Here is a 23,369-nt window from a genome sequence, read left to right as displayed (position 1 = left end):
TATGGCAGTAGCATTAACATTAACGATTATTTTCGCACTAATTGTTGTTACATTTATCGCATTAACAATTAAAATAATTCCACAGCAAAAAGTTGGAGTAATTGAAAGATTTGGTAAGTTTCAGCGTATTATGGAGCCAGGATTAAATATTTTAATCCCAATTGTAGACCGTGTTCGCGTATATCATGACTTACGTATTCAGCAAACGAATGTACCACCACAGAAGGTAATTACGAAAGATAATGTACAAGTAGAGATTGATACAATTATTTTCTATCAAATTGTGGAACCAGAACTTGCGACATATGGTATTTCGAACTATGAATATGGTGTTCGTAATATTACTTCTGCAACGATGCGCCAAATTATCGGTAAAATGGAACTGGATGAAACGTTATCTGGTCGTGAAAAAATTTCAACAGAAATTCGCTTAGCACTTGATGAAGCAACAGAAAAATGGGGCGTTCGCATTGAGCGTGTTGAAGTTGTTGATATTAATCCGCCAAAAGATGTGCAAGCATCGATGGAAAAACAAATGAAAGCAGAACGTAATAAACGTGCGATCATTTTAGAAGCTGAAGCTGCAAAACAAGATAAAGTCCTTCGTGCTGAAGGTGAAAAGCAAAGTAAAATCTTAATGGCTGAAGGTGATAAAGAAGCACGCATTCGAGAAGCTGAAGGTATAAAGGAAGCAAAAGAACTAGAAGCGCAAGGGGAAGCAAGAGCGATTGAGGAAATTGCAAAAGCAGAACAAAATCGAATTGAATTACTTCGTGCAGCAGATTTAGATGAACGCGTACTTGCTTATAAATCATTTGAATCATTGATTGAGGTTGCAAAAGGTCCAGCAAATAAAGTCTTTATTCCGTCTAATGCAATTGAAACACTTGGTACTCTCGGAGCAATTGGAGAAATCTTTAAAGAAAAACAAGCGAAGAAATTGCCTTCGATTGATACAAACAAAGAACAATAAGGGTGTGAAAGAGAAATGGGTGCCATTTCTCTTTTTATTTTTGAGTAGGATAAAAAATATTAGTCCTTTGCCATTATGAATAGGACTTTTTGTTTGTCACTTTTGAAAGAATAATAAGTTTAGGGTGCTTGGAATTGCTAATTGGAGTAACACGTTTACTAGACGGGTTAAAAAACTGTCAAAGTAATATATTTTTGTTAAAGAAAATTTTAAATATGATATAATGGGATTTTATGGATATTAAATAAGGGAGTGGGGAACAAACATGCAAATACTACTAATACGTCACGGTGAATCCGAAGCGGACATTTTACATGTACATGAAGGACGAGCTGACTTTGAATTGACAGAAAAAGGAAGACGGCAAGTGCAAAGGCTTGTACAGAAAGTGAAAGCAGATTTTCCGCCAGATTTCATTTGGGCAAGTACATTAAAGCGTGCTCGTGAAACTGGTGAAACGTTAGCTGAAGGAATTGGATGCCCAATTCAACTAGAAGAGGAATTAATGGAGTTTAATAACGGAGTGCAAGCAGGCTTATCTTTTGAAGAAGCAAAGAAATATCCAGAGCCAAAGTTTCTTCATGACCGTTTTGAAAATGGGGAATCATTTATTGAATTTAGAATGAGAATAGAAGGAATCTTTTCTAAAATCGTGACAGAGAATACATATGACCGAATTGCAATCGTTGCACACGGTGGTGTAATAAATAGTCTATTACGTGCGTTTTTCAAAATGCCAATTTCAATGGATTATTATTTTAAAATGGGCGATACGGGAATAAGCTTAATTGAAATTGATGGGGAACAAAAAACGGTGCATTTCATTAATGATACGAATCATTTGGACGGGATATAAAGACCCGTGTACAAAGTAGTGTTTTTTGATGCTGACGGTACGCTTTTAAGTGAGATTGATAGAAGTATGCACGAAAGTACAAAAGAAGCGATACAAAGATTAATAGATAAAGGAATTCACGTAGTTGTTACAACAGGGAGACCATATAGCTTATGTTCGCAATTTAAGGAACTAGGCATAAATACGTTTATTTCTGCAAATGGTGCACATATTAAGTGTGAGGAATCAGTTATACATAAATCAGTACTTTCCAGTGAAATTGTTCATGATATCTCGGGGTTTGCTGAATTACATGGTCACGGTATTTCTTATTTTAACGAGGATTTTGCAATGAACGGAATAGCCTCGGATAATGAGCGTGTAATGCAAGCGCTTAGCGAGACGTTGAATTTAGAGAAGTATCCTGAAAAAAGTAGGGATTTGTCAGAAGAGGTCTATTGTTTATGTCTGTATGCGGATGAAATAGAATCTCAGAAGTTTATTGAAAAATACCCAATGCTTACATTTGACCGTTTTCATGGTTATGTCATAAATGTATTGGAAGATAATAAAGTATCGAAGCTAACTGCAATTCAAAAAGTATTGGAGCATTTAAACATTAGTAAATCAGAAGCAATTGCTTTTGGCGATGGTGGAAACGATATTGAGATGTTGCAATATGTAGGATTAGGAATTGCGATGGGGAATGGCGGAGAAGTACTAAAAACAAAAGCTGATTTCGTTACAAAGAAGGCGAGTGAAGGTGGTATTTCCTTTGCCTTAAAGGAGTTTCGTATTATTTAAAGATAATAGCTAGTCAGTTTGAAACATCCTGTTTTCATGACAGGATGTTTTGTTTAACAATATTCTTGCAATAAAAGTAAAAATGTGAGTATAATGAAAAAGTAGTTAGGTAAGCTAATTAATTTAAGAGAAAGGAGAGTGAAGATAAATGGGTTCAAAAAATGATTCTCTTCCTTTAGGGATTGGGCCGTATACAGAGTTAATAAAAAAGACAGCATCAGCGGATACGGATCCAATCGCAGCAAAACTTGGTTTGTTAATGTTATGGACGTCTGATAATGTTCTTGATGCTGTTGACCTAGATTTAGCTCCGCTTGGTATATCGGAAAGTAAATTAGATTTTTTACTGTTGTTTATTTTACGTGAAATGGAATCAAATGGGGAAGAAGTGAATATGAGTCCTTCTGATATTGCGAGTCGATTAGGGATAACACGTGCTTCTGTCACTGGCTTGTTAGATTGGATGGAGAAACGAGAGTTAATCGTAAGATTCCATCATTCTGAAGATCGAAGAAGGTTAAAAGTGAAAATTACGTCGAAAGGAAAAGAATTAGTTACACACTCTTTACCAACTTTTTGGTTATCTTGCGCTTCGTTAGTTGACGACTTTAATCAAGAAGAGCGTCAAGTTTTAGAGAAGCTGTTAAATAAAATGCAAGTAAATATGCAGGTGAAATTAGGAGAGGGTAGGTAAATAAGTTGATTATAAGGGTCAACTTATTTATTTGGAAATATAATTAGTCTACCTTATTATATGTTTAGCTAACTTTAGAGGGAGTCATACTTTTTACGATGTAATTAAAATAAGTAAGCGTACTTTAGATGTTTTAAATAGAAAAAAATCGTAATAAGGGAGAGATATTATGATGGAAATAGGAAAGAAAATAAATAGTGAAAAGAATTATACAATAATGACCGTTGTATTATGTTGGTCGGGTATGGTAGTTATGTCTAGCTTATATGTAACAATCCCTTTAATTGCACTATTTTCAGACCTTTTTAATGTTTCACTAGCACAATCTGCAGCTACAGGCAGTATATTTTCTGTTGGCTTTGCTATAGGTTGCTTGTTATTTGGGGCAATCTCTGATAAATATGGGCGAAAAAAAGTGATCTTCATTGGATTACTTGCTCTGTCGATTATTTCGTTTTCCTTAGGGTTTGTGGATAGTATAATGTGGCTTGTTATTTTTAGGGGCTTACAGGGTATTGCAGCAGCTACATTTTCTCCGGTAGCGTTAGCCTACGTTGTAGAAATGTTTCCAGTAGAAAAAAAGGTTACAACAATAGGATTTGTTAGTACCGGTTTTTTAGTAGCTGGAATTGTAGGGCAGGTAATCAGTACGGTTGTTAGTCAGCATTTTGGATGGCATATGGTGTTCTTTCTTCTTAGCATTGTCTATATGATTACTGCTGTATGGGTTCATTATTCTCTTCCGAAAGGAGAGACGTCTCAATCCTATACTGATATTTTGGGACCAATTAAACAAATGGGTAAAGTTTTTACACATAAAAGCTTAGTAATGAGCTATATGATTGCATTTGTTTTATTAATGGCTTTTGTTAATATGTATATTGTTTTAGGGAATTATTTGAGCTCTCCTATTTACACTTTAACTGCAGAACAAATCCTTTATTTTCGCTTAGCGGGGCTGTTTGGTATGTTGCTGTCACCGATTGCGGGTCGTTTAACAAAGAGGTTCGAAGTAAGGAAAGTTCTTCAGGGGGGATTGTTGGTCGCTATTATTAGTCTAAGTGCAATGGGTTTTGTTTCATACCTGCCTCTACTTGTCATAATGAGTGTCTGTTTTGTAATAGGTATTGCTATATCCGTTCCGTCTTTAGTTGCTCTTGTCGGCCAATTGGGAGGGAAAGCAAGGGGAATAGCAGTTTCTATCTATACCTTTGTTTTATTTTTAGGTACTAGTATAGGCCCCTTCGTTTCTATTTATCTTATGAAAATAGGAAGTTATACTCAAACATTTATTTTATTAGGAATGTTACTTTTTATTGGATTTATTGCTTCTCTATTTATTAGTAATGAACGTGTATTTGATGATATGTAGATTGGATAATAAATGAGTGGAAAATCACTCAAATAAAGGAATGCGAGGATCTTTCGTATGCTCACATAATAAAATATGAACTTGCCCACGATGATGATAAAAATGCGAAAGAATTTCAAGTAACCATTCAAATCGAGAATAAGAAACACCCCAATAGGCAGTCATAACTTCTGCTAATTCTTCTGGGGAATAGGAAAGAAATGTTTTAGAGAGAAGATTGTATCCTTCAATCATTATTTGTTGCATGTACGCAATTGTTTCCGGTGTATGTTCGAAATAAAAGGTATGTAACTCTTTTTCCGTAATACCATTTAAAATGAGTAAATCTGCATGGCAAATAAGAGAAAGATGTGCACACATTTCAAATACTGATCGCTTCGAGTGAATGGGGTATATTTTTAAATCTTCTTCATTGTATTGGTTAAGCATTTGAATAGAAGTATCAACAGCAACTTGTAGTTGATGCAAGGCAGGTTGAACAAACATTGTAATTCTCCTCATCTCCGTATATAATAGTTTCTTAAGAGTATTATATCATACTCAAAATTCCGAAAATTCTAGTAGTTTGACTAGCATATTGAAAAGTATTATATTGTAAAAGGTCATATGAAACGTGAAATAGAATGGAATGCAATTATTGAGTTAGGAGTTAGACCAATGAGTTTGAAATATGGAAGAGATACGATTATTGAAGTTGACTTAAATGCAGTAAAACATAATGTAAAAGAATTTAAAAAACGTGTGAATGATGAAAATATTGCAATGATGGCTGCTGTAAAAGCAAATGGGTATGGCCACGGGGCAGTTGAAGTTGCGAAAGCTGCTATTGAAGCAGGAATAAATCAGCTTGCAGTTGCATTTGTAGATGAAGCGATAGAGTTAAGAGAAGCAGGAATAAACGTGCCGATTTTAATTTTAGGCTATACATCCGTAGCGGCTGCTGAAGAGGCAATTCAATATGACGTTATGATGACTGTTTATAGAAGTGAAGATTTACAAGGTATAAATGAAATCGCAAACCGTATTCAAAAGAAAGCGCAAATTCAAGTGAAAATTGATACAGGAATGAGTCGTATCGGTTTACAAGAAGAAGAGGTTATGCCATTTTTAGAAGAATTGAACCGTATGGAGTATGTAGAGGTAGTAGGAATGTTTACACATTACTCTACGGCAGATGAAATTGATAAATCATATACGAATATGCAAACAAGTTTATTTGAGAAAGCTGTCAATGCGGCAAAAGAATTAGGAATTCATATTCCATATATTCATAGTTCAAATAGTGCAGGTTCAATGGAGCTTAGCAATACATTTCAAAATATGGTTCGTGTAGGTATTGGAATATATGGAATGTATCCTTCAAAAGAGGTAGATCATGCAGTCGTTTCTTTACAGCCTGCGTTGTCGTTAAAATCAAAAGTAGCTCATATTAAACATGCGAAGAAGAATCGCGGTGTAAGTTATGGGAATACGTATGTAACGACTGGTGAAGAATGGATTGCAACTGTACCGATTGGCTATGCTGATGGATATAATCGTCAGTTATCTAATAAAGGGCATGCATTAATAAATGGAGTTCGAGTACCTGTTATTGGCCGTGTTTGTATGGATCAACTTATGTTAGACGTTTCAAAAGCAATGCCAGTACAAGTTGGGGATGAAGTAGTATTCTACGGTAAACAAGGTGAAGAAGAAATTGCGGTAGAAGAAGTAGCGGATATGTTAGGTACAATTAACTATGAAGTTACATGTATGTTAGACAGAAGAATTCCACGAGTTTATAAAGAAAATAATGAAACGGCTGCTGTCGTAAATATACTAAGAAAAAACTGAATCGTTGTGATTCAGTTTTTTTATTTTTGACAAATGAAAAATGTTCTGTTTGTACCGTGTAATTGAATGTTCTTAAAACCTACAGATTCCAATGAAGAAATTATTTCTTCATTGGAATAACAAGCTTCCTCAAAAGAAAAGTCACTTCTTGTCCAATTATTATCTATGTCATGTTGAAATAGTATAAAGTTCATTTCTGCTTTTTTATTTTCGTTATCATATGTAGAATCAATTGTACATACATATTCTTCCGCTGAAATATGAAATGAAGCAATCCAATTTTCAAGAAAACCTTTCTCCATATTCATATCAAATACGAATGTACCTTCGCTATGTAATACGGAGTAAACATTATGAAAAACATTTTTTAATTCATCTAATTTTAAAATATGGTTTAAGCTATCGCCAGTAGAGATAACATAGTGAAATTGCTCATTTATATTGAAATAACGAGCATCATCGACGATAAAGGTTGCGTCTGGCGCGTTTTGACGTGCGTATTCAATCATTTGAGCAGAACCATCTATACCAGTTACTACAAAATTATTATCAATTAATTTCTTAGTAAGGTGACCAGTCCCGCAGCAAAGATCTAAAATATGAGAATGTGGTGGTGCATATTGTAAAACGAATTTTTCCAAAAGTAGATAGGAGTGTTCAGCAAAATGTCCCCAATGTTTATTATAGATGTCTGCAAAAATATCATAATCAGAATAAATTAGTTTTTTACACATATGTATTCACCTCAAGATTCATTACATTATAATAGTTATGCTTCTTTTTCATTTCAAAACCACATTGTGTATATAGTTTTAAAGCGTGGTTATTTTTCGTTTCGACGTCTAATTCAATTGTTGAAATTCCTTTTGTAATAAGGGTATGTACCATATAACTAAGAATATCTTTTCCGTATCCTTTACCTTGATAAGAAGGATGAACAGCGAACCCTGATAGTGTAGTAGATTGTTCTTGCTCAGAAACTGTAATCGTTCCTATCACTTTTTCGTCGATAAGAGCACAGTAAACTTGATAGGAAGGGGAATTCATCATTTTTTGTAACCATGTAGCGGTATTTCTTGCTGAATCTCCAAAAGCTTTACTGGAAATTTCAATAAGATCAAGAAGTGACCCTGAAGATGCAAGAGTGAGCTGTATAGTATTCTTTGTTGATTTTTGCACTTCTTTTGCTTTGAACTCCATACTATATTCACTATATAAATAAGGTAACTTCATATGTCTTGCAAATTCTTTCCCAGAATCAGAATCCCCATTCATAATAAGAAGAGCTTCATCTGCCTTTCGGATTCGTATTTCTTTCATTGCAGTTTGTAAAAGAGTAGTGCCTATATGTTGTTTCCTATAGTTCGGATGAACAAACCCTATTAACTCCAGTTTTGTCGGTCTTTCAAAATCATACATACTTAATGCACCGATTAATTGAGTATTATCATAAAATAGGAAATCATTTATCTCTTCATTAGTACGAGCAGTTAAAAAGTTTATATGTAAATCTGATGAGTAATCAATTTGATCGTGTTGCCCACAAATATGAGCTAAATCTTTCATGCGCTGAATTTCGTTTGTTATTAAAGATTTCTTTTGTTCAATATTCATTTCATAACCCCTCTCATTCGTATTTAAAAATAGGATGGATGACTAAGCCACTTTTTTAACTCCACGCTGCCCTGAACAGATAATAACCGGTACAAATATCGATAGGGAGGTCTACATTCTGCAAGATGAGGAAGGGGCATAATGGTTTCGTAACCTTGTTTAAAAGCATGTGCCTCTTTTTCTGTAAACACATATTCTAAGCCGATAAAATCAAACTCCCGGGGAGCAACGGCATAGGCTTCTGTATCTACTAATCCCGTAATAGTTGTACCATCTGATAAAAACTGAGTAGGGTCCATATCAATTAAAACGAGCGTTGATTCCTTTGGTGCTGGTAAGGAAGAAAGTTGTGATTCAAAAGTAGGAAATGCATTTTGTATGCTTTCATTATCGGAATAAAACATATTCACAAGCTCTTTACTCACATTTAAAATGTGTGATTGGAATTCATCTAGTGTAATTTGGAAGGAACCTGACACATTTCCTATGTAATCGGCTTTAAATGTATGTATTTCTGCAAGCCCTTTTCCTAGACTGAATAAAATAGAATCTGGTTGCCCGATAAAAGATTGAACTGTGTTACCTACTAACTTTTCGGCTACAACGAATTCACGGCCATTTAAAATATGTTTTTCTAATATTGCTGGGATAGGAAGATTAGTATGTTCTTGCAGCAATGTATGTACAGCTTTTAAATGGTGTACGTTCCTTGGATTAATTCCAAATAGGTTTTTACATCCCCACCAAAAATCATTATTTGGCTCTTCATTCATTTTAGAAGAACGAACGATGACTTCTGCATCTTCTGTTCGGACGAGGAACACATCGCTTGCATGGTCTTCATAACCTGGGTGTAAAGCTTGAATAGATAAAATAGGTGAAGTGAATAGTTGTTGTAGCATGAAGTTGCTCCTTTTTTCTGTAAATTCTATAAATTTATTATATAACAGAATATGTTCCAAATGGATAAAGATAAGGACAACATAGAACTTAAATAAATTTATAGTGAGAAATCAGTGTGGAAATTATATTTTTCTAGTTTTGTATGAATTATCAAAATAATGTTTCTGATGATAAATCTGTAAAAATGCCTGAATGTAAATCCCGTATTTTTCAATAAATGAAAGGTTAAGCATACTTTTATAAGAGTTATAATGTAGGTTATGAAAAATATTTCTCAATAATAAAATGAAGTGAAAAATATGAAGAAGTAGAATAGATTCCTTTATAATAGTTTTTAATTAATTAATATAATTAACTATTAATATTGTTAGATAGGAGAGAATATGATGGCAAATGTACTCGTAATAAATTTTCCTGGAGAAGGTCATATAAATCCGACTTTAGCTATTGTAAGTGAGTTAATTCGGCGAGGGGAGACAGTTGTTTCGTATTGTATTGAAGATTATAGAAAGAAGATTGAAGCAACAGGTGCAGAATTCCGAGTGTTTGAGAATTTCCTCTCTCAAATTAATATTATGGAACGAGTAAATGAAGGTGGGAGTCCTTTGACGATGCTATCTCATATGATTGAGGCATCAGAGCGTATTGTGACTCAAATTGTAGAAGAAACAAAAGGGGAAAAGTACGATTACTTGATATACGATAATCATTTTCCCGTAGGACGTATTATAGCCAATGTTTTAAAATTACCTAGCGTTTCTTCTTGTACAACATTTGCTTTTAATCAGTACATTACTTTTAACGATGAACAAGAATCAAGACAAGTAGATGAAACGAATCCATTATATCAATCTTGTTTAGCGGGAATGGAAAAATGGAATAGGCAGTATGGAATGAAATGTAATAGTATGTATGACATTATGAATCATCCTGGTGATATTACTATTGTATATACTTCAAAAGAATACCAGCCGCGTTCAGATGTATTCGATGAATCGTATAAGTTTGTCGGCCCATCAATTGCTACTCGAAAAGAAGTAGACAGCTTTTCTATGGAAGATTTAAAAGATGAAAAATTGATTTTCATTTCTATGGGAACAGTTTTTAATGAACAACCTGAACTATATGAAAAATGTTTTGAAGCGTTTAAAGATGTAGAAGCGACAGTCGTATTAGTTGTTGGTAAGAAAATAAATATAAATCAATTTGAAAACATTCCGAATAATTTTAAGTTGTATAATTATGTGCCGCAATTAGAAGTATTACAGTATGCTGATGTATTCGTGACACATGGTGGTATGAATAGTTCGAGTGAAGCATTATATTACGGTGTCCCGTTAGTTGTAATTCCGGTAACAGGAGATCAGCCTTTAGTTGCGAAACGAGTGACCGAAGTAGGGGCTGGAATAAGGCTTAATCGTAAAGAATTAACTTCTGAATTGTTACGTGAGACTGTAGAAAAAGTTATAGATGATGTGACGTTTAAGGAAAATAGTCGTAAAGTTGGAGAGTCACTTCGAAATGCTGGTGGGTATAATAGGGCAGTTGATGAAATATTTAAAATGAAGATGAATTCATACTTAAAACTTAAATAAATGTTTGGAGCACACTTACTGTAATATGTAAGTGTGTTTCTATAAATAAATTACATAAAAAATCACTGTAAAGGTGAAACTTTTGTGTATATAAACTCATATCTTTGAATTAGTAGTAAAATTACGTTAAAATAATACTAAGAAAATATATAAGTTTTGGGGGTAATGAATGAAGAAAGTATTTGAATACGTATTATTAACAATTGGCTCAATTATTGTAGCGGGTTCATTAGAACTTATTTTAGCACCTAATGGATTAGTAGATGGCGGAGTAACGGCCATTGCTATTATGGCGAATAAAGTTGCAGGATTGCCGCTTTATGGAGTGTTCTTAGGAATTAATATCCCGATTTTATTATTTACTGCAAAAGTAATGGGCAAGAAGTTCTTCATCCGTACATCCTATGCAAATGTTGTTACAACACTCGGATTGATTTATTTAAAACCATTTCCAGCAATTACAACTTCTGAATTGTTAATTGTTCTTTATGGAGGAGTTCTATTTGGTGTGGGTGTAGGGATTGTAGTAAAAATGGGCGGAGCAATTGATGGATCAGAAATGTTAGCTGTTTGGATGAATAAACATTTTAAAGTGCCGATTAGTACATTTTTACTTGCTGTAAATGCGGTTATTTTCATTTTTGTTGCCATTTTATTTTCAATTGAACAAGCGATGTTCTCATTAGCAATTTTCTATATTGTTACGAAGATGATTGATTTCATATTAGATGGTATTAATCAAGGAAAGAGCGTTATGATTATTTCTGGTAAAAATAAAGAAATAGGCGATCTACTTATGAAAGAGTTGCAATTATCCGTTACGTATCTACATGGAGAAGGTGGTTTTTTAGGAGAACATAAGAGAATCATTTATTGTATTACAAACCGTTTCATTTATCCGAAAATGAAAGATCTCGTTCTCTCTGTAGATCCAACTGCTATCATTGAAGCTTCCTATTCAACAGAAACAACTGGTGTTAAGCGTCCGGGAAGGACTGCGAGATCAGAAAAATAGTGAATAAAAATAGCTCCACGTAAGTATAACTTGCGTGGAGCTATTTTTATTTAGCGAACCAGGCCTTTTTCAGTAATTGGACAACGGTTTCGATACGATCCTCTGGAATACTGCCAAAACCGAGCAATACATACGACTCATCCATTACATTATGAACAGAATCGTATGTGGAGAGAGGGTATAACTTAATACGTTCTTTTGCGGCTGCATGAATAAGTTCTTGTTCATTCATCCCGTTATGAACGTGAAGTACAATATGAAGTCCGGATTGTTCACCGAGTATATGAACGTTATTTCCCATCTCGTTTGTAATAGATTTAATTAAAGAAATATGTTTTCTTTTATATAACGTCCGACTTCGGTTAATATGACGTTCCCAATCACCATTTTGAATAAACGTGGCAAAGGTAAGTTGCTGCAACGTAGAAACAGTTTGTTTAAACATACCACCAAGCTCTTCATAGGCTCTTAACAGATGAGGTGGTAAAACAATATATCCCATTCGTAAAGAAGGTAAAAAAGATTTCGAGAAAGTTCCCATATAAATAACACGTTCATTTGCATCTAGTCCTTGTAAAGAAGGAATAGGTTTTCCTATATAACGGAATTCCCCGTCATAATCATCTTCAATAATATAGCCCTTACAATCATTCGCCCATTGTAATAACTCGAGTCTTCTAGATAATGGCATAATGATTCCAAGTGGAAATTGGTGAGATGGAGTGACATACGCTACATTGCAACCCGATTCACGTAAAGCGGAAATATGAATTCCTTTATCATCTAAAGGGATGGGGTGAACGGTAAGACCAGAACTTTGAATCATAGCAGGAATACGGTGAAATCCAGGGTTTTCGATTCCGAATTCCTTTTTTGAACCAAGCAGCTGAAGTAGTAGCCAAAGAAGAGGCTGCGTACCTGCTCCGATAATAATTTGATCAGGTGAAGAATGTACCCCGCGAGCATGATATAAATACTTTGAAATATGTTCTCGTAGAATGAGCTCACCTTGTGGATCTTCCTTAGCAAATAATTCATTTTCATACTGAAATAAAGTTTCGTGGATTGCTCTTTTCCAGTTTGTTATCGGAAAAGCTTTTTGATCAATAAGTCCTTGACTACAATCATAATCATATTGTTCGTTTTCTTTATTGTTAGCACTGTTTGACGCAATTTGCTGTTTCTTTTGAATGACATCAATATTAACTTCTGCAACAAAAATCCCACGTTTCGGTTTGCTTTCTACATACCCTTCAGCTAGTAATTGTTGATAAGCAGATTCCACTGTAATACGGCTCACATTAAGTTGCATAGCTAAATTTCTGTGAGAAGGAAGGCGTGTACCGGCACGTAGTGATCCATGAGAGATTTCACGTTTCATATATTCATAAATTTGTAAGTAAAGGGGTGTTTTACTTTGTAATACTAATGGGATAGTCAGATCCATTCGTAGACGCTCCTTTTCATACTGGCCTTATAAAAAAGAATAAAACTGTCACTTAAGCTAAGGACAGTTGCTTTCTATAATGATGATATAACATTTAGAAAATTTTATAAATAGTAAGGGGAGAATCATAATGAATATTAAAGCAGTAGTAACAGAAGAGGATTTACATGATGTATTGCCCGTATTACAGCAATTACGAACGAAACTTTCAAGAGAAGAAGCGAGTTCTTTATTTCAAAAAATGAAAGAAGAAAATTATAAACTACTCTCGTTACGGGATGAAGATGAAGAAGTTGTGAGTCTAGCCGGTGTAGCGATTTGTACGAACTTTTATAATGAGAAACATGTTTTCGTGTATGACCTTGTAACGGCAGAAGCTCACAGATCAAAAGGATATGGTAAAGTTCTGCTGTCATATGTAGAAAAATGGGGGAAAGAAAAAGGGTGCAGCTCTATCGTTCTTACATCTGCGTTTCCGAGAATGGATGCACATCGTTTTTATGAAAGAGAGGGCTATGATAAAGTAAGCTATTCTTTTTATAAAGAGTTATAATACTAAGTAGGTTCCGTGTGTGAAAATATATGGAACCTATTTTCTTTTCCAGATTTGAGCTAGGAACAGGTCTAGTAATATAATTTGTCGAATATTAGAATTTAACAAGGAAATGTTGAATTTGGAGAATGTTAGGGGCGTTTATATTTGGAAAAAATAAAGAAATTATCGATACCAAATGATGTAAGAGTCATCATTATTTCTGATATTCATGGGGAATTAGATCTTTTTAAAGAACTATTACATAAAGTTAATTTTAAAGATGAGGATTATTTAATTATTAATGGTGATCTTTGTGAGAAAGGAAGAAATAGTATTGGCGTCGTAAACTATGTGATGGATCTAGTAGTTAGTAAGCCAAATGTTTATGTAATAGAAGGGAATTGTGAAGTTGTAGTTGAAGCACTTGTAAATGAAAACCCTGCGCTAATACATTATTTGTGTACGCGAAAGAATACAATTTTTAATGAGTGGCTAGGGCAATTGAACGTTACCGTTAATGAAGAAAGTGATATTCGTGAAGTGAAAAACATATTGATGGGCCATTTTTCAAAAGAAATAAAGTGGCTAACAGAATTGCCAACAGCGATTGAAACAGAAGATTATATCTTTGTACATGCTGGCCTTGAAGATAGAGAGGATTGGAAAGAAACAGAACGAAAAAATGCGATAGCAATGCCGGAGTTTTTCAATAAATCACATAGATCAAATAAGTATGTAGTTGTCGGTCATTGGCCTGTTGTGAACTATTCTGATGAGGCCCCATCTAACAATCCAGTTATTGATCAGGAGAAAAAGATTATTGCAATTGATGGGGGAAATGCGATTAAAGAGGCAGGGCAATTAAACGCATTTATCATTCAGAGGAAGCTAACAGGTGATACGTTTTCTTATACATATGTAGACTATTTTCCAGAGTATGAAGTAATAGCAGATTTTCATACTGATGCAACAATGCAGGGCGGGGTAACATATCCGTACTATTACATAGAGCCGCTGGAGAAGATGCAAGATTACACAATGTGTAAGCAAAAGGAAACGAATACATTACTCTCTGTGAAAAATGAATATATTAGGCAACTTGATTCAGGTGAATACACAGTGAAAACTGATATTTCTTGTGCACAAATAAGCGTAAGCATAGGGGACATTGTTTCTCTCATTGATAACAGCTGCTCGGGATATGATTTAGTTAAAAGAGATGGAGTAGAAGGCTGGATAGAGAAAGGTATTTTAGTTGAGATAGAAAAGATGAAATAGGAGGTATGGAGCCTCCTATTTTTTTATTACCTTTTTAAATGAGTAGATTGCTTGCTGTCTTTCATAAGTAAGTAAATCGTACTCGGTAAAATGGCAAGCGTCATTCCTAAAAAAATTGTGAGTATAGCATAACCTCTATACGGAACAGGAACGATCAATGGAAGCCCGGCTAGGAAAATACCTGCTATTACCATTGAAATACTACAAATATTTGAAGCTCTTTTTTCAAGGTGTTTATCATTCCATTCCAATGAAACCGTTGATTTACTCGTATCAATTTTGGAACTGAAATAGCCTATTACTATAAACAAAAGCCCTAATGCTAAAAATATTAAATGATCAAGAGGAAGAGTGAAGCCAAGAGCGATGAGAGCAATGACAATATCGACAAAAAATAAAAATAGTAAAATTGTGTTGCCAATCCAAAGGAGAAATTTCTGGTTACTCGCTGCTTTAGATAAAGCTAAAAATAAAAAGAATAAGAAGGTACATATAATTATATTTACGATAACAAAAGTGCTTTTATCCATTGTTGATGTAGGCGTTCCATTGAAGTCCCATTTCGTAACAATACGTAATGGTAAGAAGAAATAGAGAATAATATTTGTTGTAATAATAGTGAGAAATAAAGTAATACTAAATCGATTATTCATTGAATCACCAGCTTTCCACATGAATAATTGGTATCTTATAACAAAATTATACAATATAATAAACGATATTTGTTTTGATTTTTCTGAAAAAACATTATAATTATATATGAAATAAAGAGGATTGTAGGAGGAAATTATGAAAAGCGTAATATTAAAAGGGGATAAAGTTACAATTCGTACAATTGAAGAATCAGATATAAAAACATTATGGGATCTCGTATTTAAAGAAGAAAATCCAGAATGGAAAAAATGGGATGCACCGTATTTTCCGTTTTCAATGCAAGAATACTCGTCTTATAAAGAGAAGATGAAAACTCGTTTAAAAGAGGAACCTCTATCCAATTTAATTATAGAAAATAACGGTCAAATTATAGGGACAATCGGGTTTTATTGGGAATATAAACCGACGCGTTGGTTAGAGATGGGGCTTGTTATTTATAATCCAAATTACTGGAATGGTGGTTATGGTACAGAGGCGTTAACATTATATCGAGATTTACTATTTGAAGAGATGGAGATTGGTAGAGTAGGAATCACGACTTGGTCTGGTAATGAACGAATGATGAAAGTAGCTGAGAAAATAGGAATGAGTTTAGAAGGTAGAATGCGCAAATGCCGTTATTATAACGGAACGTACTATGATTCTATTCGAATGGGAATGATTCGTGAAGAATGGGAAGCGTTATATGTAACGAAGGGGTGAGGAAGTATGTACGCTATTATTGCTACATTTGATCGTGTGTTTACTAATAAAATTATAGAATTGCAAAATGAAATAACAAATATCATTGGCACAAATCAATTAGCAGGAGTAGAACCTCATATTACATTAGCTGATTACAATGAGGTAGATGTTAACTTATATACTAAGAAACTAGAGGAGTTTGTAGCTGTTCAAGAAAATATGGCTGCAATAAATTTTCCTTCTGTTGGAACTTTTCCTACTAATGGAACGATCTTTTTAGCACCGACCATTACAGATGAATTGTTAAAACTGCATCATTCTTATCATGATAATTTTAAAACTTTTCATGATAATTTAAATTCATATTATGTGACAGGAAAATGGGTTCCGCATTGTACGATTGCAAATAAGTTACATGCAGATCAGTTTTTAATTGCAATGGAATATATTTATGAAAAATTTGATTATGCAACAGCTTCAATTGAGAAATTAAAATTAATTAAGGTGAATTATGAAAATGGTTCTGCCATTTCTTCTAGTATATTAGCAGAATATAATTTTAAGAGAATGGAGACAACGAGATGACATATGTAATTAGAGAAATGAAGCAAGAAGATATCCATGCGGTACAATCAGTAGCGAAAGTTGCTTGGCATGATACATACGAAAGCATTATTCCGAGAGAGATTCAAGACAGATTTTTAGACGAGGCCTATTCTGATGAAAAAATGAAATATCGTCTTGAAAATACACATTTATTTGTTGCGGAAGAAGAGGGAGAAGTAATTGGCTTTGCGAATTTTTCACCTGTTAGATTGCAAAACGAAGCAGAATTAGGAGCGATTTATTTGTTACCAGATCAGCAAGGGAAAGGGGTAGGAAGTGCTTTATTACAAAAAGGGTTAACGGAATTAAAAGGAATTCGGAAACTATACATTCATGTAGAAGCAGCGAATGAAAAAGGAAAACGTTTTTATGAAGCGAAAGGTTTTGCACAATTAGAGGAATTTGAAGAAGATTTTGAAGGACATATGATGCAGACAGTAAGGATGGTTTTATACGTATAGGGAGGATTAGTAATGAAAATTTTTGATTTTAGTGAAAAAGTGGGAAAGAAAATCTCAGCATTTCAATCTAATTTCATAATGTCAAAAATATTAAACTATAAAGGAAATGTACATATCGGTGCTATGCATTTACGAGAGAATGGAATAATTGGATATCATGAAGCAGTTGTATCACAGCTGCTTCTTATTGTGGACGGAGAAGGATATGTATGCGGAGCAGATAAAGAAAAAGTGAAGGTGGAAGCGGGACAAGCTGTGTTTTGGGAGAAGGACGAATCTCATGAAACGAGTACGGAAAAGGGATTGATGGCAATTGTAATTGAGTCGGAGGAACTTGAACGAGCGATAGTAATGCCTATTAAAGAGGAGAGTTGTGAAAAATGATAGAAAAGGCAAATCGGGAAGAAACGGACGAAATAATACAATATGCAGCTCAATCACTTTTTGAAGGCACGAGGGGAAATTGTCACTTAAGTACAGAGAAAGCGATTGAAATTACAAGGCCGATTGTAGAAAGGGGAGCATATTATTTAGTCGTTAAAGAAGAAAACAATGTAATGGGATGGATATTAATAGGGGAAAATACGGACTATTTTTCTCATGAAAAACTAGGGTTTATATACGAATTGTATGTTTTTCCAGAGTACCGCGGAAAAGGGTTGTCAAGAAAGTTAATGTGGGCTGGTATTAAGGAATTACAAAAGAATTATTCAGAAATTCGTTTGAATGTATTTGCTGGGAATTTTGCGAAAGAGATGTATGAAGAGTTTGGTTTTGTTGAAAGACAGGTAATTATGACTTTGAAGTGAGAAAAATAAAAAGAGAAAGAGAATATGTTGCGTATTTGCAAATGGTGTATCCGGCATTACAAATAGAATCAACTTACATAAATGAGATAGGACAAAATAATGATTTAGTGAACACTTTATTGCTGAAATTAAAAATGGATAAGTTCTTAAAGATACATAAAATAAAAGATTTTCTTTAAATTTATAGAGTATGCTTAAAAACAAATAAATTAGTATTATATAATATAATGTTATTATAGTAAAAGATAAAATTTGGAAAAATATCATTTTTTTGTTTAGAAATTTTTAAATTATTGATATAATCAATTTGTAGAATTGATTATTGGTTAATTTTACTATTTTTTAAATTTTAAGGGGGATTTACTCATGGCAGGACAAATTCGCATGTCACCAGAGGAGCTTAAATCGAAAGCGACTCGATATGGACAAGGTGCAAATCAAATTGAGGACATTTTACGTCAACTACAAAACTTACAAAATGAATTAAGAGGAGAATGGGAAGGTCGTGCTTTCGAAGGTTTTGATCAACAGTTCAATCAATTAAAGCCAAAAGTACAAAACTTCGCAGAGTTATTACAAGAAATTAATATGCAGCTTAATAAAACTGCAGAAGCTGTTGCAAGACATGACGAAGATCTTTCTCGTAATTTCGGTCTACAATAAGACAGATAAAAAGAACTATATAATTTAGCCATGCAACCATACGTTGTATGGCTAAATTACTTTAAAACTAGAGTAAGATACGAAGTCTTTAACTTAATAGACTCGCAGTCGCAGGAGTGATAAGTAGTGAAAAAGTTCAAGTGGAGCATCTTGTTGTTTATTATTTTAGCTCTTGTGTTATCAACAGGGGTCTCCTATTTAGCGTTAAATCAAAATGTTAAGAAAGCAAATGAGAATGCTACGCAAAAAATGACAGTTGCATTGGTAAATGAAGATCAAGGTACTGTATTTGAAGGTAATAAAATAGCGTTTGGAGATCAATTTGTTAAAAATGTAAATAAAAATACGAAACAAGAATGGTACGTAGTAAGTCGTGGTGTAGCAGAAAGTGGTTTGAAAAATAATAATTACAATATGATGATTGTAATACCTAACGATTTTTCTAGAAAGGCTGTTGCAATTGATTCAGAACTTCCAGAGAAATTAACTTTAAATTATAAAGTAAATGCAACTGGGAATAAAGATTTGAAAGCTGAGGCAGAAAATACAGCTTCTGCTATTCTAGAAGATTTTAATAAGCAAATCATCGATGTTTATTTTGCAAGTGTTATCGGTAAGTTGCAAGGTGCACAAGATAATATAGGTAAAATAATTGAAAAAGGGACCAATCAAACGACTATGTATAAAAAAGATGTACATAGCCCGTTGGCAAATTACACAAACCAATTTAAAACGGTACAAGATTACACTGGTATTTCTGTTAATAGTTTTAAAGGATTCCAAGATGTTTTAAAAGGGTTTGGACAAGCTTTAGATGAAGGGAATAAATCTAATAATACGTATTTAGAAGGATTTAATAACTTTCAAAAAATACAAACGGATAATAATCTGTTAGCGAATAATTTTACAAATCAATTTAATCAGTATATGAGTGATATGAATTCAGGCGATGTTTTAAAACAGTTAAGTGCATTAGAATCTGCGAATAAAATTATCGCAAATCAGTTTACGCTTTCAGAGAAAGATCCTAATATTTTAGCTGATGCTTCAACAATTCAAAAGTATTTAACAGATGTAAAAAAACAAGTGTCAGAATATGATACAGAACTTGCAGGAAAGTTAGAAAGTGATATTCAAGAGACGGTAATTAAAAAGTTAAAGCAATCTATGTCGAATGATGGAAAGCAAGAAATCTTTATAAATACATTAATGAAGCAACCAGATGTTCGAATAAAGAAACAAATCGAAAATTTAATTGCGAAATTACCGAGTTTAAACATGGAAGAAATCGGTCAAAGTGATTTGCCAGATACAACGAAATTACAACTGCAAAATGTAATTCAATTTACAAAAAAATATAATAAAGAAAATAATTTTTATTATGATCCTGTAAATAAAATATCTTTAGGAAGCGCTATTAAAGAAGTAAAGGATAAACTTTATACAGAGGGAATTACATTTAGTGATACTGCGAAAGTAATTAAAATGGAATCTTCACAAACTTTGAAGATAAATATTCCAGAAGAATTTAAACTAGATGGAAGTACAGAAGCGTTACATATTGATGGTGTGGATCGTACAAGTGACTTTCTTCAAAGCGAAGCAGGAGAAATTACAATAGCTCCTCGTAATGAAGGGGATATAAAGATTAGCTTGCATGTAAAGTTAAAAGATCCAAACATCAATATAGATGTTTTCTCTCCTGTAACGTGGCAGTGGGAATTGAGCGGGACTCATAAAAAAGAAACTAGTTCTGAAAAAGAAGAACCTAATAAAGAGGATAAAGGAACACAAACGGAAAATAGCAAGGTGGAAAATGTGGTTCATAAATCACAGTATGGCATAATGCCGTTAGTACACAATGCTAAAACGCCTATTATTAAAAAAACAGAACAAGGTAACAATGATAATGGAGGAACCTCTGAAGGCGGAACGGGAACAGATCCAGGAGGAAACCTAGGAGGCGGAACGGGAACAGATCCAGGAGGAAACCCAGGAGGCGGAACGGGAACAGATCCAGGAGGAAACCCAGGAGGCGGAACAGGAACAGATCCAGGAGGAAACCCAGGAGGCGGAACGGGAACAGATCCAGGAGGAAACCCAGGAGGCGGAACGGGAACAGATCCAGGAGGAAACCCAGGAGGCGGAACGGGAACAGATCCAGGAGGAAACCCAGGAGGCGGAACGGGAACAGATCCAGGAGGAAACCCAGGAGGCGGAACGGGAACAGATCCAGGAGGAAACCCAGGAGGCGGAACGGGAACAGATCCAGGAGGAAATCCAGGAGGCGGAACAGGAACGGATAATGGTGGTAACTCAAAAACTATTGAAAGTACAACGAATCAAGTTGTACATCAAAAAACAGAAGTATTAACAAAAAATATATCTAATGTATTAATAAAAGAAGCAGTAGATACAGTTGAAAGTTATCAAGGTTTAATGAGCCTTTACGAAATGTATTATGGGATTGATTTAAGAACGAAAGATGTAGGTCCTAAGCTAGAAGAGGGAAGTTTAGATACAATTGCAACTGAACAATCTTTGTATTACGTATTAAATAAACAAAGCTTAATTGACTTAATTTCAAATCTTGTTTCAGCTAGTATTACGAGTGAAGTAAAGCAAGATATGACAGGTTTAAAACAAAAAATAGACTCTTACCAACAGCTCATTACTAGTGCAGATCAAAATTCAATGCTACTAGCGGAGAAATTAAATGAAACGATGCAGCAAGCAACTAGTATGAATCAAAATTTAGGAGAGTATGTAAAAGGTTTAGCGAAATGGCGTGAGAGTAGCTTAAAGTTAGCTGAAGAACAACAAGTATTAACGACTAATAATGCAGGTGAGCAAACAGCTGTACTATCGTTAGACTCTGGTATTAAATCTTTAACGATGCAAACTCAGTCATTAGTAGAGAGTTCAAAGCATAGTTTAGCGACATCAGATGATGTGTATAAAACATTTGACCAAATTAATGGACAAGCAAAAGAAATTCAAGACAGCGGAACGACAATTGTTTCGAAAGCAGATTCCTTATTAAATGATTTTACGAAGAAAATGGAAGATGATAAAGCATTCTCGAAAAACTTTACGAAGATTTTGGCGAATAGTCGTATTGGAGATCGTCAAAATGAGATGCTATATGAGTTTTTATCTAGTCCAGTTCAGAAACAAAATGATGGGGTAATTGTAGCTGGTAATGCTTTTACACCATACTTAATCGTATTAACTTGTTTCATTGTTGCGTTATTTACAGCATATGCAATTGCGAATCAAGAAAAGAAACGAACGCAATCAGATCATTTTGAAGAGAGATTCTCTTTAATTGATATGAATGTACCAACTACAGTAGTAGCATTTGGAATATCGATTGTGGAAGGAATCAGTATAGGAATCATTTCAGGCCGTCTTTTAAAATTCGGTCAGGATCAAAGTTTACTATGGATTGCATTTATCACAATCATTATGATGGCGTTCGTATTAGTTTCAACATACTTACTACGACAAATAAAAATGGTAGGGATGTTTATCTTATTAGTATTTTTAAGTATGTATCTATTTTTAACTGAAGCAGTTGGAAGTAAAGTAGACCAAATGTCTTCTGTAGGTAAATTGCGTCAATTTTCACCGCTTCAATATATAGAAGGTTTTCTAAATGATTTTATTAGCGGTAAAGATACAGGAAAAGTTATTTTTATCGTATTGTTTGTAATTGCCATTATAGGATTAGTTAGTAATCTATTTGTATGGCACAAGAAATGGGAGGAAAAAGAAGTAAATGATCAAACAATGGAGCATAGTGGTTAAGTTATCATTTATTTGTTTCCTTTTACTGTTTGTCGCGCTACCGATTAGGAGCGCGGCGGACAGTTATCTTGGTGATGATGGAAAGATTCAGTTTAAAGTAGACCGCTTTGAAGATAAAGACCAAGAAAAAAATAAAAAGGAACATAAGGAAACAGAATTAGATAAAGCATCAATTGAGTTATTTAATAAAGATATAGAAGAAGAAATTCAAAAAAAGAAAAAGAAAGAACAAAAAGAGATGGAATCCTTAAGAGATTCTCTTTTTATAAAACAAAAAGAAAATACTCGTGTTAAAGATACGAAAAATAGTTTATTTAGCAGTGAATACGTTGTAAGAAAAAGCGCTGATGAAGTAGCGAGTAATCAAACAATGAATGAAAAGCCAATCAGTACAACAATAATCATATTGTTAGGCGGCAGTGTTTTACTTATTTGCATCGGTATTTATACGGTTCTTCGGAAAAGTTGGAGGTAAAGTAATGGCAATACAAACGCATATTAATGTAACGGTAGATTTTAGTAAATGGAATGGAAATACATATGATTTGCGTATTCCGAATCATCAATCTATTAAATATTTATTGAAAAACTTATTAGATACGTTAAAGATTGATAATCATGAAGGTTCACATTTTGTAATGAAAGTGAAAAATAAGTCAATTGTTTTAACAGATAATGATCGTTTAATTGATCACCAAATAACAGACGGAGATATTTTACAAGTTTTATAAAGAATATTTCTTGCTTGTAGTTTTTTGAAAATAAGTTATTACTGGTTATAAAG

At 33.8% G+C, this 23,369-nt stretch carries 25 protein-coding genes; 19 read left to right on the top strand and 6 right to left on the bottom strand.

Annotated features, from left to right (window positions below):
* Nucleotide 1: 1 nt before the first annotated feature.
* From QEP67_RS17705 to QEP67_RS17685, 5 genes are all read left to right on the top strand, one after another.
* Nucleotides 2-973, top strand: coding sequence for an SPFH domain-containing protein (locus QEP67_RS17705; protein ID WP_000257389.1), 972 nt, complete (start codon nucleotides 2-4; stop codon nucleotides 971-973).
* Between the two features lie 265 nt (nucleotides 974-1,238).
* Nucleotides 1,239-1,829 carry a histidine phosphatase family protein gene (locus tag QEP67_RS17700; RefSeq protein WP_151035409.1) on the top strand — a complete coding sequence of 197 codons (591 nt, stop codon included), beginning with the start codon at nucleotides 1,239-1,241 and terminating at the stop codon, nucleotides 1,827-1,829.
* Between the two features lie 6 nt (nucleotides 1,830-1,835).
* Complete coding sequence (locus tag QEP67_RS17695; RefSeq protein ID WP_353706352.1) at nucleotides 1,836-2,612, top strand: Cof-type HAD-IIB family hydrolase; 777 nt, start codon at nucleotides 1,836-1,838, stop codon at nucleotides 2,610-2,612.
* 148 nt (nucleotides 2,613-2,760) lie between these two features.
* Nucleotides 2,761-3,306 (top strand): MarR family transcriptional regulator, encoded by a 546-nt coding sequence (locus QEP67_RS17690; RefSeq protein WP_000534966.1) that lies wholly within the window; start codon nucleotides 2,761-2,763, stop codon nucleotides 3,304-3,306.
* Nucleotides 3,307-3,478: 172 nt separating this feature from the next.
* Nucleotides 3,479-4,678 carry an MFS transporter gene (locus QEP67_RS17685; RefSeq protein ID WP_151035671.1) on the top strand — a complete coding sequence of 400 codons (1,200 nt, stop codon included), beginning with the start codon at nucleotides 3,479-3,481 and terminating at the stop codon, nucleotides 4,676-4,678.
* 24 nt (nucleotides 4,679-4,702) lie between these two features.
* On the opposite strand, the gene QEP67_RS17680 is transcribed toward QEP67_RS17685, so the two are convergent.
* Complete coding sequence (locus tag QEP67_RS17680) at nucleotides 4,703-5,164, bottom strand: DinB family protein (RefSeq protein WP_048566531.1); 462 nt, start codon at nucleotides 5,162-5,164, stop codon at nucleotides 4,703-4,705.
* Nucleotides 5,165-5,335: 171 nt separating this feature from the next.
* On the opposite strand from QEP67_RS17680, the gene alr reads away from it, so the two are divergent.
* Nucleotides 5,336-6,511, top strand: a complete 1,176-nt coding sequence (gene alr, locus QEP67_RS17675; protein ID WP_033658872.1) for an alanine racemase — start codon at nucleotides 5,336-5,338, stop codon at nucleotides 6,509-6,511.
* A 20-nt stretch (nucleotides 6,512-6,531) separates the two neighbouring features.
* On the opposite strand, the gene QEP67_RS17670 is transcribed toward alr, so the two are convergent.
* The 3 genes from QEP67_RS17670 to QEP67_RS17660 are packed head-to-tail and all read right to left on the bottom strand — an operon-like array spanning nucleotide 6,532 to nucleotide 9,027.
* Nucleotides 6,532-7,245 (bottom strand): class I SAM-dependent methyltransferase, encoded by a 714-nt coding sequence (locus QEP67_RS17670; protein ID WP_000335144.1) that lies wholly within the window; start codon nucleotides 7,243-7,245, stop codon nucleotides 6,532-6,534.
* Entirely contained in the window at nucleotides 7,238-8,125 is an 888-nt protein-coding gene (locus tag QEP67_RS17665; RefSeq protein WP_353706351.1) for a GNAT family N-acetyltransferase, read from the bottom strand. The genes QEP67_RS17670 and QEP67_RS17665 overlap by 8 nt, the downstream gene beginning before the upstream one ends.
* A gap of 23 nt (nucleotides 8,126-8,148) precedes the next feature.
* A complete protein-coding gene (locus tag QEP67_RS17660; protein WP_000941380.1) occupies nucleotides 8,149-9,027 on the bottom strand; it encodes a hypothetical protein in 879 nt (292 codons plus the stop codon).
* A gap of 387 nt (nucleotides 9,028-9,414) precedes the next feature.
* Here QEP67_RS17660 and QEP67_RS17655 point away from each other — a divergent pair, with 387 nt between their 5' ends.
* Together QEP67_RS17655 and QEP67_RS17650 are read left to right on the top strand one after the other, a co-directional pair.
* Complete coding sequence (locus tag QEP67_RS17655; protein ID WP_000024481.1) at nucleotides 9,415-10,623, top strand: macrolide family glycosyltransferase; 1,209 nt, start codon at nucleotides 9,415-9,417, stop codon at nucleotides 10,621-10,623.
* 169 nt (nucleotides 10,624-10,792) lie between these two features.
* Nucleotides 10,793-11,638, top strand: coding sequence for a YitT family protein (locus QEP67_RS17650; protein ID WP_000755133.1), 846 nt, complete (start codon nucleotides 10,793-10,795; stop codon nucleotides 11,636-11,638).
* A gap of 46 nt (nucleotides 11,639-11,684) precedes the next feature.
* Here the strand turns inward: QEP67_RS17650 and QEP67_RS17645 are convergent, their stop codons facing one another.
* Nucleotides 11,685-13,085, bottom strand: coding sequence for a PLP-dependent aminotransferase family protein (locus tag QEP67_RS17645; protein WP_000366308.1), 1,401 nt, complete (start codon nucleotides 13,083-13,085; stop codon nucleotides 11,685-11,687).
* A 130-nt stretch (nucleotides 13,086-13,215) separates the two neighbouring features.
* On the opposite strand from QEP67_RS17645, the gene QEP67_RS17640 reads away from it, so the two are divergent.
* Nucleotides 13,216-13,638 carry a GNAT family N-acetyltransferase gene (locus QEP67_RS17640; RefSeq protein WP_001021803.1) on the top strand — a complete coding sequence of 141 codons (423 nt, stop codon included), beginning with the start codon at nucleotides 13,216-13,218 and terminating at the stop codon, nucleotides 13,636-13,638.
* 147 nt (nucleotides 13,639-13,785) lie between these two features.
* Complete coding sequence (locus QEP67_RS17635) at nucleotides 13,786-14,898, top strand: metallophosphoesterase (RefSeq protein WP_000411320.1); 1,113 nt, start codon at nucleotides 13,786-13,788, stop codon at nucleotides 14,896-14,898.
* A gap of 26 nt (nucleotides 14,899-14,924) precedes the next feature.
* On the opposite strand, the gene QEP67_RS17630 is transcribed toward QEP67_RS17635, so the two are convergent.
* Entirely contained in the window at nucleotides 14,925-15,551 is a 627-nt protein-coding gene (locus QEP67_RS17630) for a DUF1648 domain-containing protein (protein ID WP_061671857.1), read from the bottom strand.
* A 136-nt stretch (nucleotides 15,552-15,687) separates the two neighbouring features.
* On the opposite strand from QEP67_RS17630, the gene QEP67_RS17625 reads away from it, so the two are divergent.
* The 9 genes from QEP67_RS17625 to QEP67_RS17585 all read left to right on the top strand — a co-directional run bounded on the left by QEP67_RS17625 (nucleotide 15,688) and on the right by QEP67_RS17585 (nucleotide 23,316).
* On the top strand, nucleotides 15,688-16,254 hold the full coding sequence (locus QEP67_RS17625) for a GNAT family protein (protein WP_000843682.1): 567 nt from the start codon (nucleotides 15,688-15,690) through the stop codon (nucleotides 16,252-16,254).
* Between the two features lie 6 nt (nucleotides 16,255-16,260).
* Nucleotides 16,261-16,821, top strand: a complete 561-nt coding sequence (locus QEP67_RS17620; RefSeq protein ID WP_064459792.1) for a 2'-5' RNA ligase family protein — start codon at nucleotides 16,261-16,263, stop codon at nucleotides 16,819-16,821.
* Nucleotides 16,818-17,303 (top strand): GNAT family N-acetyltransferase, encoded by a 486-nt coding sequence (locus QEP67_RS17615; protein ID WP_000222830.1) that lies wholly within the window; start codon nucleotides 16,818-16,820, stop codon nucleotides 17,301-17,303. Before QEP67_RS17620 ends, QEP67_RS17615 begins: the two co-directional genes overlap by 4 nt.
* Nucleotides 17,304-17,315: 12 nt before the next feature.
* Nucleotides 17,316-17,687 (top strand): cupin, encoded by a 372-nt coding sequence (locus QEP67_RS17610; protein WP_000688085.1) that lies wholly within the window; start codon nucleotides 17,316-17,318, stop codon nucleotides 17,685-17,687.
* On the top strand, nucleotides 17,684-18,112 hold the full coding sequence (locus QEP67_RS17605; RefSeq protein WP_064056306.1) for a GNAT family N-acetyltransferase: 429 nt from the start codon (nucleotides 17,684-17,686) through the stop codon (nucleotides 18,110-18,112). Before QEP67_RS17610 ends, QEP67_RS17605 begins: the two co-directional genes overlap by 4 nt.
* A 366-nt stretch (nucleotides 18,113-18,478) precedes the next feature.
* A complete protein-coding gene (locus tag QEP67_RS17600) occupies nucleotides 18,479-18,775 on the top strand; it encodes a WXG100 family type VII secretion target (RefSeq protein WP_000918598.1) in 297 nt (98 codons plus the stop codon).
* Between the two features lie 126 nt (nucleotides 18,776-18,901).
* Nucleotides 18,902-22,585 (top strand): type VII secretion protein EsaA, encoded by a 3,684-nt coding sequence (esaA, locus tag QEP67_RS17595; protein WP_353706350.1) that lies wholly within the window; start codon nucleotides 18,902-18,904, stop codon nucleotides 22,583-22,585.
* A complete protein-coding gene (essA, locus tag QEP67_RS17590) occupies nucleotides 22,557-23,060 on the top strand; it encodes a type VII secretion protein EssA (RefSeq protein WP_000595665.1) in 504 nt (167 codons plus the stop codon). The genes esaA and essA overlap by 29 nt, the downstream gene beginning before the upstream one ends.
* A 4-nt stretch (nucleotides 23,061-23,064) precedes the next feature.
* On the top strand, nucleotides 23,065-23,316 hold the full coding sequence (locus QEP67_RS17585; protein ID WP_001007572.1) for an EsaB/YukD family protein: 252 nt from the start codon (nucleotides 23,065-23,067) through the stop codon (nucleotides 23,314-23,316).
* The last annotated feature ends 53 nt before the right edge of the window (nucleotides 23,317-23,369 follow it).

Origin of the sequence: Bacillus cereus group sp. MS39 (assembly GCF_040448665.1) — a bacterium.
Taxonomy (GTDB): domain Bacteria; phylum Bacillota; class Bacilli; order Bacillales; family Bacillaceae_G; genus Bacillus_A; species Bacillus_A wiedmannii.
The sequence above is the reverse complement of the archived record's forward strand: the minus strand, read 5'-3'. Positions and strand labels throughout refer to the sequence as shown.